Consider the following 12,096-nt stretch of genomic DNA (forward strand, 5'->3'; position numbering starts at 1 on the left):
GACAGCGAACGGCCCCTTCCGAAGCCGGAAGGGGCCGTTCGCTGCGTGAAACGGATGCCGTCAGGCCAGGATGAAGACGACGTCGACCTCGACCGGGCTGTCCAGCGGAAGGACCGCGACGCCGACCGCCGCGCGAGCGTGGCGGCCGGAATCACCGAAGATCTCACCGAGCACTTCGCTGGCGCCGTTGATGACGCCGGGCTGACCCGAGAACTCCGGCGCCGAGGCCACGAAGCCGCCGAGGCGCAGCACACCGGCGATGCGGTCGACGCCGCCGGCGATGTCTGCCGCTGCCGCGAGAGCGTTCAGCGCACAGGTGCGGGCGTACGTCTTCGCGTCATCGGCGGACACGGCCGCGCCGACCTTGCCGGTCACGGGCAGAGCGCCGTCTGTGAAGGGGAGCTGTCCCGACGTGTAGACCAGACCTCCGTGGCTGACGGCGGGCACGTAGGCCGCCACGGGGGCCGCAACGGCAGGGAGCTCGATACCGAGCTCGGCAAGGCGAGCACTGACGGTCATGCCGCACCCCCTTCGAACTGGCGCGCGGCTTCGGCCGCCGCAGCGAGGCCCGCGTTGTTCGAGCCGTCCTGCGTGACCGGGCGCTTGAAGTAGGCGACGAGGCCGCCTTCAGGTCCCTGGACGACCTGCACGAGCTCCCAGCCCTGCTTGCCCCACTTGTTGAGGATGGCCGCCGTGTTGTGGATCAGCAGCGGCGTGGTGACGTACTCCCACGTGGTCATGGCACTCCTATCGATTCGGCGTCACCGCACCGAATCGGGCGTGCGCTCGTCAAAGCCGGTATTCAGGGAACTCCCCTACGATCAGCGTATGCCTCAAAAGAATCGCACGGTGAACGGCGTGCTCGGCGGCCTCCTCGGGGTCGTCGGTCTCAGCGCCGTCGCCGGTCTCCTCGTCGCAGCCAGCGTCACCCCCGTCCTCGCGATGACGGGCGTCGCCGGAACCCAGGCCCTCACGCTGTTCGACAAGCTCCCCGAGAAGCTGAACCCGATCACGCCTATGGAGCAGTCGACGATCTACGCGATGGATCCTGACGACAATCCCATCGCACTCGCCTCGTTCTACGAGCAGAACCGCGTGCCGGTGACGTACGAGCAGGTATCCCCGGTGCTGTACGACGCGATCCTCTCAAGCGAGGACAAGAACTTCTACAGCCACGGAGGTGTCAACCTCGGCGCGACGGTCAGCGCCGTCATCGACAACCTCAAGGGCACGTCATCCCGCGGTGCTTCGACGATCAGCCAGCAGTTCGTGAAGAACGTGCTGATCCAGGAGTGCGAGCAGGAGGTCGACACGGCCTCGGAGACCTATTCCGAGGAGCTCCGGGCCTGCTGGGAGAATGCGACCCAGGCGAAGGGCACCGACGGCATCGAACGCAAGCTGCAGGAGATGCGCTACGCGATCCAGATCGAGAAGGACTACTCGAAGAACGACATCCTTCTCGGCTACCTCAACATCGCCAACTTCGGCGGCACGGTCTACGGCATCGAGGCCGCATCCCGCTACTACTTCTCGACCACCGCATCCAATCTGACAGTCGCCCAGGCAGCGACGCTGGCGGGCATCGTGCAGAACCCGAACCTGTACCGCATCGACTTGACCGGGGGCACCTACACGGACAAGGCCGGCGTGGGGCACAACAGCGAGGCGGATGGCTACGCGGAGACCAAGGACCGCCGTCACTACGTCCTCGGCCGCATGCTCGCGAACGGCAAGATCACCCAGGCGCAGTACGACGAGGCCGATGCCTCGGATATCGTGCCGGCGATCACGCAGCCCACTCAGGGCTGCGCAGCGGCCGGTCGCAACGCATACTTCTGCCAGTACGTGAAGTCGATCATCGAGAGCGATGAGGCATTCGGCGCCACGGCCCCCGAGCGGCGCGAACTGCTCCGCCGTGGCGGCCTGAAGATCTACACGACGCTCGACTACCGCATCCAGGATCCGGCTGCGGAGAAGATGGCGGAGGTCGTGCCGACGAACTACGACAACAAGAACTTCGGTGCGGCCGGCGTCTCGATCGAGGTCGGCACCGGGCGCATCCTCTCCATGACGCAGAACACCGTGTTCTCCGAGAGCATCACCGGCGATCAGGCGTACTCATCCCTGGTTTTCGCTGGCGACAAGAAGAACGGCAACTCGAGCGGGTTCCAGGTCGGTTCGACGTACAAGCTCTTCACGCTGATCGACTGGCTCGAGAAGGGGCATTCCGTACGTGAGGTCGTCAACGGCCGGGTTCAGACCAACATGAAGTTCACTGCGGCATCGTGCGGTGGCGGAACGATGACCGCCAACACCAAGGAGATCGGCAACTTCGGTGGTGGCGGCGGCTACACCAACACGGTGATGAACTTCACCGCGCAGTCCCTGAACAGTGGATTCTTCGCGATGGCTTCGAAGCTCGACCTCTGCGAGATCAACAAGGTCGCGGATCGAATGGGCGTCACGCTCGCCAACGGCGACAAGACCACTGACAACAATGTTCCGTCCAACGTCATCGGTTCCGAGAGCATTTCGCCCTTGGCCATGGCGAACGCCTACGCAACAGTGGCGAGCGGCGGCGAGTACTGCACCCCGCGCGCCATCGACCGTGTCGTCGGAGCGGACGGCGTCGACCGCGAGCTGCCGAAGTCGTCGTGCACGCCGGGCGTCATCAGCCCCGAGGTCGCCGCAACGGCGGCATACGCCCTTCAGGGCGTGATGGCCCGTGGCGGTACAGGAAATCAGGCAAACCCCAATGACGGCACCCCGGTCATCGGCAAGACCGGTACCCACGACACCTGGTCGACGATGATGATCGAGTCGAGCACCAAGGTCGCGACCGCTGTGTGGGTCGGCCGTTGGGATGGTCAGGCGAACATCTACCGGCAGAGAGCCGACACCGGCTACCTGCTCAATGAGATGCGATATCCCCTCGCGCGAGCGGCGCAGGCGGCCGCGAACAGCGCCTACCCCGGAGATGCCTTCCCCCGACCGGACGACAAGCTGGTCCGCCAAGTGATGTCATCGGTTCCCAGTGTGGTCGGGATGACTGTGGACGAGGCGACGTCGACGCTCGAAGCGGCAGGCTTCTCGGTCTCGGTTGGCGCCGCGGTCGACAGTGACAAGGCGACGAACATCGTCGTGGCGCAGGACCCCTCAGGACAGGCAGCCGGCGGCGCGACCATCACGATCTCGCCGAGCAACGGCCAAGGTGCCACGGTCCCTGATGTGACAGGGCAGGATCCGACCGCGGCCGGAGCCGCGCTGGTCGGGGCCGGCTTCGGGTCCGTCGACTTCGCAGGTGCCTGTAGTGCCCCCGGCGCGAAAGTGACCGGTACCAGCCCCGCCGCGAACACGGCGGCGAACAGGTCCACCAAGATCTCGGTGTCGTGCTGACGGCCACTCGGTCGCCCGCTCACCCGGCCCTCATCGCGCTCGGCGCGGTGGGGGCCGCGGGCGTCGCGGCCGCCGTCTGGGGCATCGGCATCGAGCGGTACCTGTTCACGGTGCGTGAGGTGACCGCCCCCGCCCTCGCGCCCGGCTCGACGCCACTCCGCGTGCTGCACCTGTCGGATACGCACATGGCGCCCTGGCAGCACCGCAAGCAGGACTGGCTGGCATCCCTCGCGCAGTTGCAGCCGGATCTGATCGTGAACACCGGGGACAACCTCGGTCACCAGGACGGTCTCGCCGGGATCCGTCGCGCCTTCGAGCCGTTCGCCGGGATCCCCGGGGTCTTCGTGCACGGGTCGAACGACGTCAACGGCCCTGCGCCGCGCAACCCGCTGCGCTACTTCTCCGGGCCCTCGAAGCGACACCGCGAGCCCACCTTCCTCGACACGGACGCGATGGATCGTTTCTTCACGGATGACCTCGGCTGGACGGACCTCAACAACGCCGCCGCACGCCTCACGGTCGCCGGGCACACGCTCGACCTGTTCGGCGTGAGCGATGCGCACCGGCAATGGGACAAGCTGGAGGTGCTCCCCGAGGCGATCTCCGCGCTCGGTCCACGGAATGCCGGAACCTCGGTCCTGGGCGTCACTCACGCGCCGTATCAGCGCGTACTGAACAGCTTCACGGATCTCGGTGCGGATGCCGTCTTCGCCGGCCACACACACGGGGGTCAGGTCTGCATCCCCGGTTTCGGCGCGATCGTCGCCAACTGCGACATCCCCCTGAAGCAGGCCAAGGGTCTGAGCACCTGGTCGCACGGCGACCGCACGGTTCCGCTGAACGTCAGCGCCGGGTGCGGGCACTCGATCTACGCGCCCGTGCGCTTCGCGTGCCGGCCCGAGGCGACGCTGCTGACGCTGACGGCGCGGAGCTGATCCGCCCCTCGATTCGGTGCTGCGAGGTTTTCCCTGTAGACTCGGAGGGTTGCAAACGGGGTGTGGCGCAGCTTGGTAGCGCGCTTCGTTCGGGACGAAGAGGTCGCAGGTTCAAATCCTGTCACCCCGACCAGTGACACCGGAAGGCCGCCCTCAGGGGCGGCCTTCTCTGTACCGGGAACGCCACGAAAGGGAAGGCATGAGCCCGATGCTCCCCGCTCCTCGGCGCCGCACGCGCGGCTGGGCGCTGGCGCTGTGCGCTCTCGCCTGTACTCAGCTGTTCGCTCCACGTGTCGCACAGCATCCATCTCCTACGCTGGAAGCATCATGACCACGCCTGCTCTCGTCGCCTTTGACCTCGATGACACCCTCGCCCCCTCCAAGGGCGCGATCGACCCGCGTATCGCGACTCTGCTGCGGGCACTGCTGCGGTCGGTCGATGTCGCGATCATCTCCGGGGGCAACGAGGCGCAGTTCCGCACGCAGGTGATCGCCCAGCTGGGCGATGCGGATGCCGCCGACCTGGCGAGACTGCACCTGCTGCCCACCTGCGGCACCCGCTACCTGCGCCACGACGGCGTCGAGTTCGCGCCCGTGTACGCGCACGACCTCAGCGACGACCAGAAGGCGGCTGCGCTGACCGCGCTGCGCGAGGAAGCGCAGCGCCTGGGTCTCTGGGAGTCAGAGCCCTGGGGAGAGATCCTCGAGGACCGTGGGTCGCAGATCACCTTCTCGGCGCTCGGGCAGCGCGCGCCCCGCGACGCGAAACACGACTGGGACCCCAGCGGGGCCAAGCGCTCCTCGCTGCGCGATGCTGTCGCCGCGCGCCTCCCCGGCCTGGAGGTCCGCTCCGGCGGATCGACCTCGATCGACATCACCCAGGCGGGGATCGACAAGGCGTTCGGCATGCGAGAGCTCGCCGCGCGCACCGGCATCCCGCTGACATCGATGCTGTTCTACGGCGATCGCCTGGACGAGGGTGGCAACGACTACCCCGTGCTCGCGATCGGCGTACCCTCCGTCGCCGTCGAGGGCTGGGAAGACACCGCCGACAAGCTCGACGCGCTGCTGAAGACGCTGTAAAGCGCGACTCCGCTGCGCGCGGGTCCTAGCATGGCGTCATGGATGCCCTGCTGATCGTCATCATCGTCGCCGCGATCGCCAGCATCGGATGCTGGGTGCTCTCGCTGATCACCCGTGACACCTCATGGGTGGATCGTGCGTGGTCGATCGTTCCCGTCGTCTACGTATGGATCTTCGTCGTCGGGGCATTCGCCCACGGCGACGGCTCGGCCCGGGTCGTGCTGATGGGCGTCCTCGCCACCGCCTGGGGCGCGCGTCTGACGTTCAACTTCGCGCGCAAGGGCGGATACTCCGGTGTGGAGGACTATCGGTGGGCGATCCTGCGGGCGCGGATGCGGCCGTGGCAGTTCCAGATCTTCAACGTGCTCTTCATCATCGGCTACCAGATGACTCTGCTCGTGCTCATCACCCTGCCGGCCTCCGTCGCCGCGCAGCATCCGTCCAACCTGACGGCGTGGGATGTCGTGTTCGCACTCGCGTTCGTGGCATTCCTGGCGGGAGAGACCGTGGCCGACCAACAGCAGTGGGCCTTCCATCAGCGCAAGAAGCGCGCGGGCGGCACACTCTCCCCCGGTTTCGCGACCACGGGACTGTTCCGCTTCAGCCGCCACCCCAACTTCTTCTTCGAGCAGGCGCAGTGGTGGGCGTTCTACGCGATCGGGGCGACCGCGGCCGTCGTGTCGGGCGGCGGTGTGGTCGGGGGCGTGCTGAACTCGAGCATCGTTGGCGCAGTGCTGCTGACCGGACTGTTCATCGGCTCGACGATCTTCACGGAATCGATCACGGCGTCGAAGTATCCCGCCTACGCCGACTACCGGAGCACCACGTCGATGCTCATCCCGTGGCCTCCGCGCGCCCGCGCGACCGCTCCGCAGCCCTGAGACCGGTCGGAGCAGCCGCACGGGCGGTACGGGAGAGGTTCAGCGGGCGTCCACCTTGGTGGCGGCGCGCGAGACCGGCACCAGACGCGTGAGCTGCGTCACGTGCGAGGGCTCGAGCTCGGCGAGCGACGCCACGCCGAGCAGTCGCATCGTGCGCTCGATCTCGCTGCGCAGGATGGCGATGGTGCGATCCACGCCCTGTCGTCCACCGGCCATCAGGCCGTAGAGGTAGGCGCGGCCGATGAGAGTGAAGTCGGCGCCGAGCGCGACAGCGGCCACGATGTCGGCACCGTTCATGATGCCGGTGTCGATCATCACGGTGAAGTCGTCCCCGACAGCCTGCCGCACCTCGGGCAGCAGGTGGAAGGGGATCGGCGCACGGTCGAGCTGACGACCGCCGTGGTTGGACAGGACGATGCCGTCGACGCCGGCATCCCGCAGGCGGACTGAGTCCTCGACGTTCTGCACGCCCTTGATGATGAGCTTCCCGGGCCAGATGTCGCGGATGACGGCAAGGTCGTCATAGCTGATGGTCGGATCCATCGCCGCATCCAGCAACTCGCCGACCGTACCACCGGTGGTGCTGAGCGAGGCGAACTCGAGCTTGGGAGTGGTGAGGAAGTCGAACCACCACCACGGACGCGGGATCGCGTTGATGATGGTTCCCAGCGTCAGCTGCGGCGGGATGCTGAAGCCGTTGCGCTTGTCGCGCAGGCGGGCGCCGGCGACCGGGGTGTCGACCGTGAACTGCAACGTGTCGAATCCGGCCGCGGCGGCGCGACGCGTGAGCTCGTACGAGATCTCTCGGTCGCGCATCACGTACAGCTGGAACCAGTTGCGCCCGGTGGGGTTGGCCGCCTTGACGCCCTCGATCGAGGTGGTGCCGAGCGTGGAGAGGGTGAAGGGGATGCCCGCGGCTGCGGCGGCGCCTGCTCCGGCGACCTCACCCTCGGTCTGCATCAGCCGCGTGAAACCGGTCGGTGCGATACCGAACGGCAGGGCCGACGGACCGCCGAGGATGTCGACGCTGGTGTCGACATCGGGCGCGGGGCGGAGGATGCCGGGGTGGAACTCCACGTCCTGGAACGCCTGGCGAGCGCGTGTCAACGAGAGCTCGCCCTCGGCCGCGCCATCCGTGTAGTCGAACGCGGCCTTGGGCGTACGGCGCTTCGCGATCGTGCGGAGGTCGTCGATCGTGAGGGCACCGTCCAGACGACGTTTGCGTCCGTTCAGCTCGGGCTTCTTGAACTTCATCAGATCGAGGAGTTCTGCGGGATTGGGAACCTGGCGCTGGACCATGGTGTTCCTCTCAGTCGTGGTTCGCGATATCGGGCCCCGAGGCAGGCTCAGGGGGTGTTCGGATGGATCAGGGTGCCGCCGGCGAACGGCGCGGGCCGAGTGCTTTCTCGTAGTAGCCGGTGATGTGGGTGCGCACGAGAGCACGTGCCGCGTCACCGTCACCCGCATCGATGGCGGCGACGAGCGCATGATGCTCGGCGCGCAGGTGGGATGCCATGGCCGTCCAGTCCGGGATCGAGGCGGCACCGGCCTGCACGTAGGACTCGATCGAGGAACGCAGCCCCGCCATCATCGCCGCGATCACCGTGTTGCCGCTGGACTCGGCGAGCGAGAGGTGCAGTTGCGCATCGAGGGCCAGGAACTCCCCCGGTGTCAGGTCGGGCTCCTCCATTGCCGCGAGCAGCTGATGCGCACGCGTCGTGTCACGCTCGTCGGCGGCGGCCAGTGCGGCGACCACGGCATCCTCCAGCACGAGGCGGGTCTCGACCACATCGTGCAGCGGGAAGCCCTGCGCGGCGACCTGAAGGCGCAGCAGCGCCGACATCCCGCCGGTGGGCGTCGCGATCACGATCGCACCCGACTGCGGCCCTGAGCCGGTGGCGGTGCGGATCAGTCCCATGACCTCGAGCACCCGGAACGCCTCGCGGACGCTCGATCGCCCTAAGCCGAGTTCGGTGGCGAGGTCGCGTTCCGAGGCCAGGCGGTCCCCCGGGCCGAGACGGCCGTCGAGAAGGTCGCTCTCGATGCGCTCGAGAACGAGTCGCCATGCACGCGCCGGCTGCTCCGCCATCTCGCCTCCTGTGGTCAGACCACAGAGTATCGCGTGTGGTCTGACCACGCAAACAGGGCGTGCGTTTCTCCACCGCGGACGCAGCTCAGGAAGAACACGAGAAAACGGCGCGCGGGCGTCGTTTTCTCCGTGCGGGCCGAACATCTTCCTGAGTTGTGCACGTGCGCGGGGCGACACCGGCTGATCGAACGAGCTACCGGAGAGGGCAGCGGGCGGCGGGCTCAGCCCAGGCGTCCGCCGGACTCCTGGAGGTAGCAGGTGCCGCAGAGCGACTCGTAGGTCGTCAGCTCGGGAGCCGCGGAGCCGTCGGCCCCCTCGTCGATCGCGACCTGGTCGCCGTCGAAGACGAACCGCCCGCCGACCACCCGGCCGTTGAAGACCGCCTTGCGACCACAGCGGCAGATCGTCTTGAGCTCCTCCAGGGAATGCGCGATCGCGAGAAGGCGGGCCGACCCGGGGAAGGCGTGCGTGCGGAAGTCGTTGCGGATGCCGTACGCCATCACCGGGATGCCGTCTTCGACCGCGATACGGAACAGGTCATCCACCTGCTCGGGGGTGAGGAACTGCGCCTCGTCGATGAGCAGACAGGCCACGTCGACCGGCCCACTGGGCAGGAGCTCGTCTTCCGCAGAGCGCCGTGCACGCTCTCGGTTGCGCGCGAACAGTTCGCGGGCATCGTCCTCCGGCGCGATCAGGAAGTCGACCGCACGAGTGACACCGAGGCGGCTCGCGATCTCCCCCGCACCCTTGGTGTCGATCGCGGGCTTCGCGAGCAGCACATGCTGCCCGCGCTCCTCGTAGTTGTAGGCGGCCTGGAGCAGTGCGGTGGACTTGCCCGAGTTCATCGCGCCGTAGCGGAAGTAGAGCTTGGCCACGGTCTCTCAGACGTTGATGCCGAGGGTGGCGGCGGTCGCCGCCGTCGACTCCTCCGCGAGCGCGGCGTTCGTGTTCAGCTGCTCGCCGAACGTGGGGATCAGCGCGCGCAGCTCCGACTCCCAGCCGGGGTACTCCTCCGGGAAGCAGGACTTGAGCAGGCTCAGCATGATCGGGACAGCCGTGGATGCTCCGGGCGATGCGCCCAGCAGTCCAGCGATCGAGCCGTCTGACGCGGCGACGACCTCGGTACCGAACTGCAGCACGCCGCCCTTCTTCGGATCCTTCTTCATCACCTGCGCGCGCTGACCGGCATCGATGAGGGTCCAGTCCTCATCCTTCGCGGTGGGCATGAAGGTGCGCAGGCTGTCGACCTTCTTCGCGTGGTTCTTCAGCAGCTCGCCGACCAGGTACGTGATCAGGTCGGGATTCTTGACGGCCACCTGCAACATGGGCAGCAGATTGTGCGTGCGCACCTGCGAGACGATGTCGAGCATCGAACCGTTCTTCAGGAACTTGGGGCTGAACGTCGCGAACGGGCCGAACATGAGCGAAGCCTCGCCGTCGACCACACGCGTGTCGAGGTGCGGCACCGACATGGGCGGAGCGCCGACGGATGCCTGCGAGTAGACCTTCGCCTTGTGCTGCGCGACGACCTGCGGGTTCGTCGTCTTGAGGAACTGGCCGCCGATCGGGAAGACGCCGTACCCCTTGATCTCGGGGATTCCGGCGTTCTGGAGCAGCTTGAGCGCCCAGCCACCCGCGCCGACGAAGACGAAGCGCGCCTTGATCTCGTTGGGCGTGTGGCCGATGCGGTTACGGTACTTGACCAGCCAGGTGCCGTCCTTCTGCTTCTTCAGAGAGCGCACCTCGTGGTTCGTTCGCAGCGTCACGCCCGAGTCGGTGAGGTGGTCGAAGAGCTGATGCGTGAGCGCCCCGAAGTCGACGTCGGTGCCCGCGGGCACGCGCGTCGCGGCGAAGGGTTCGCCCTTGCGGCGCTGCTGCATGAGCAGCGGCGCCCACTTGTTGATGACGCGGGAGTCCTCGCTGTACTCGATGCCGGCGAACAACGGCTGCTTCTTGAGCACCTCATAGCGGGCCTTGAGGTACGCGACATCCTTCTCGCCGCGCACGAACGTCATGTGCGGCGTCGCGTTGATGAACGTCGAGGGCGCGTCGAGCACACCGCGGTCGACGAGGGAAGACCAGAACTGACGGCTCTGCTGGAACTGCTCGTTGATCGAGACGGCCTTGGCCGGGTCCAGCGGACCGTCGCCCTGCGGCATGTAGTTCAGCTCGCAGAGTGCGGCGTGGCCCGTTCCGGCGTTGTTCCAGGGGTTGGAACTCTCCTGAGCCACCTCCGAGAGTCGCTCGAAGGCGACGATCTTCCACTCCGGCTGCAATTCATGCAGCAGAGTACCCAGGGTGGCGCTCATGATGCCACCACCGATCAGGACGACATCGACGGTTTCGGTCACCAGAACAGTCTAGTTCGGAGGCGCGGCGCCCCGGACCATCCGCGGGGTTCGTGACGGGCCTCCGAGCCACCGCATCCAGAGCACAGTTCTGCGGCCAGAGCACAGTTCTGCGGCCCGATCGCCCGATCACGGCCGCAGAAAGTGGGAACGGCCGCAGAAGGTGCGGCCGTTCCCAGATCAGACGGAGACGCCCAGGCGCTCCGCGAGGACCTCGGCGATCTGCACGGCGTTCAGTGCTGCGCCCTTGCGCAGGTTGTCGTTGCTGATGAACAGCACGAGACCCTTGCCCTCAGGGGCGGACTGGTCCGCGCGGATGCGACCCACGTAGCTGGGGTCCTTGCCAGCGGCGTACAGCGGGGTGGGAACCTCTTCGACGACGACACCGGGAGCGACCGAGAGAACCTCGCGCGCCCGCTCGGGGGTGATGTCGCGAGCGAACTCGACGTTGATCGACAGCGAGTGCCCGGTGAAGACCGGGACGCGCACGCAGGTGCCGGCCACGCGCAGTTCGGGCAGCTCGAGGATCTTGCGGCTCTCGTTGCGGAGCTTCTTCTCCTCATCGGTCTCGTTCTGTCCGTCGTCGACGAGGTTGCCGGCGAACGGGATCACGTCGAACGCGATCGGCGCGATGTACTTCTCCGGCTGCGGGAAGTCGACGGACGAGCCGTCGTGCACCAGGCGCAGCGTGTCGCCCTGGGCGAGGACGCCCTCGACCTGCCCCAGGAGCTCCTGGGCACCGGCGAGGCCGGAGCCGGAGACGGCCTGGTAGGTCGACACGATCAGACGCTCGAGTCCGGCTTCGGCATCCAGCACCTTGAGCACCGGCATCGCCGCCATGGTGGTGCAGTTCGGGTTCGCGATGATGCCCTTGGGGCGATCGTCGATCGCGTGCGGGTTGACCTCGCTGACCACGAGCGGAACCTCGGGGTCGTTGCGCCAGGCGCTGGAGTTGTCGACGACGATCGCGCCGGCCGCCGCGAAACGGGGCGCGTAGGCCCGGCTCGCGGTGGCTCCGGCCGAGAACAGGGCGATGTCGATGCCCGCGGCATCCGCCGTCTCGACGTCTTCGACGATGACCGTCGCTCCCCCGAACTCGATCGCCGTGCCCGCGGAACGCGACGAGGAGAACAGGCGCAGCTCCCGGATCGGGAACGCCCTCTCTGCGAGAATCTCGCGCATCACGGTGCCCACCTGGCCGGTGGCGCCAACGATGGCGACGGAGAGTCCTGAGTCGGAGATGCGGGTCATGAGGTTCCTTGGCGTCGTGCGGTGCTGCGTACGAGGCGGAAGGCGCGGCGTCGGGATGCGGATGCTGCGCCTGGCGCCGATGTCAGGGTTCCGGCGAGTCTATCGTGACCCGC

General features: G+C 67.3%; 11 protein-coding genes and 1 tRNA gene. 5 read left to right on the top strand and 7 right to left on the bottom strand.

What is annotated here, in order from left to right; translation table 11 throughout:
* Nucleotides 1-60: 60 nt before the first annotated feature.
* Nucleotides 61-519 carry a RidA family protein gene (locus tag MRBLWO12_RS10280; protein WP_363555147.1) on the bottom strand — a complete coding sequence of 153 codons (459 nt, stop codon included), beginning with the start codon at nt 517-519 and terminating at the stop codon, nt 61-63.
* Nucleotides 516-740 (bottom strand): hypothetical protein, encoded by a 225-nt coding sequence (locus MRBLWO12_RS10285; RefSeq protein ID WP_363555149.1) that lies wholly within the window; start codon nt 738-740, stop codon nt 516-518. The genes MRBLWO12_RS10280 and MRBLWO12_RS10285 overlap by 4 nt, the downstream gene beginning before the upstream one ends.
* Before the next feature lie 88 nt (nt 741-828).
* On the opposite strand from MRBLWO12_RS10285, the gene MRBLWO12_RS10290 reads away from it, so the two are divergent.
* The 5 genes from MRBLWO12_RS10290 (at nt 829) to MRBLWO12_RS10310 (ending at nt 6,295) form a co-directional block, all read left to right on the top strand.
* On the top strand, nt 829-3,396 hold the full coding sequence (locus MRBLWO12_RS10290; RefSeq protein ID WP_363555151.1) for a transglycosylase domain-containing protein: 2,568 nt from the start codon (nt 829-831) through the stop codon (nt 3,394-3,396).
* Nucleotides 3,390-4,331: a metallophosphoesterase gene (locus MRBLWO12_RS10295; RefSeq protein WP_363555153.1), complete on the top strand. Its 942-nt coding sequence runs from the start codon at nt 3,390-3,392 to the stop codon at nt 4,329-4,331. The genes MRBLWO12_RS10290 and MRBLWO12_RS10295 overlap by 7 nt, the downstream gene beginning before the upstream one ends.
* Nucleotides 4,332-4,387: 56 nt before the next feature.
* Nucleotides 4,388-4,464: transfer RNA gene (locus MRBLWO12_RS10300), tRNA-Pro, on the top strand.
* 194 nt (nt 4,465-4,658) lie between these two features.
* Entirely contained in the window at nt 4,659-5,414 is a 756-nt protein-coding gene (locus MRBLWO12_RS10305) for an HAD-IIB family hydrolase (protein ID WP_363555155.1), read from the top strand.
* Between the two features lie 38 nt (nt 5,415-5,452).
* A complete protein-coding gene (locus MRBLWO12_RS10310; protein WP_363555157.1) occupies nt 5,453-6,295 on the top strand; it encodes a DUF1295 domain-containing protein in 843 nt (280 codons plus the stop codon).
* Nucleotides 6,296-6,334: 39 nt separating this feature from the next.
* Here the strand turns inward: MRBLWO12_RS10310 and MRBLWO12_RS10315 are convergent, their stop codons facing one another.
* From MRBLWO12_RS10315 to MRBLWO12_RS10335, 5 genes are all read right to left on the bottom strand, one after another.
* Nucleotides 6,335-7,594: an alpha-hydroxy acid oxidase gene (locus MRBLWO12_RS10315; protein WP_363555159.1), complete on the bottom strand. Its 1,260-nt coding sequence runs from the start codon at nt 7,592-7,594 to the stop codon at nt 6,335-6,337.
* Nucleotides 7,595-7,661: 67 nt separating this feature from the next.
* Entirely contained in the window at nt 7,662-8,384 is a 723-nt protein-coding gene (locus MRBLWO12_RS10320; protein WP_363555161.1) for a FadR/GntR family transcriptional regulator, read from the bottom strand.
* Nucleotides 8,385-8,605: 221 nt separating this feature from the next.
* Nucleotides 8,606-9,259 carry a thymidine kinase gene (locus MRBLWO12_RS10325; RefSeq protein WP_363555163.1) on the bottom strand — a complete coding sequence of 218 codons (654 nt, stop codon included), beginning with the start codon at nt 9,257-9,259 and terminating at the stop codon, nt 8,606-8,608.
* Nucleotides 9,260-9,265: 6 nt separating this feature from the next.
* Nucleotides 9,266-10,693 carry a malate dehydrogenase (quinone) gene (gene mqo / locus MRBLWO12_RS10330; protein WP_414685516.1) on the bottom strand — a complete coding sequence of 476 codons (1,428 nt, stop codon included), beginning with the start codon at nt 10,691-10,693 and terminating at the stop codon, nt 9,266-9,268.
* Between the two features lie 219 nt (nt 10,694-10,912).
* A complete protein-coding gene (locus tag MRBLWO12_RS10335; protein WP_363555167.1) occupies nt 10,913-11,983 on the bottom strand; it encodes an aspartate-semialdehyde dehydrogenase in 1,071 nt (356 codons plus the stop codon).
* Nucleotides 11,984-12,096 lie beyond the last annotated feature (113 nt).

The sequence above is a fragment of the Microbacterium sp. LWO12-1.2 genome (genome assembly GCF_040675875.1).
Lineage (GTDB): Bacteria > Actinomycetota > Actinomycetes > Actinomycetales > Microbacteriaceae > Microbacterium.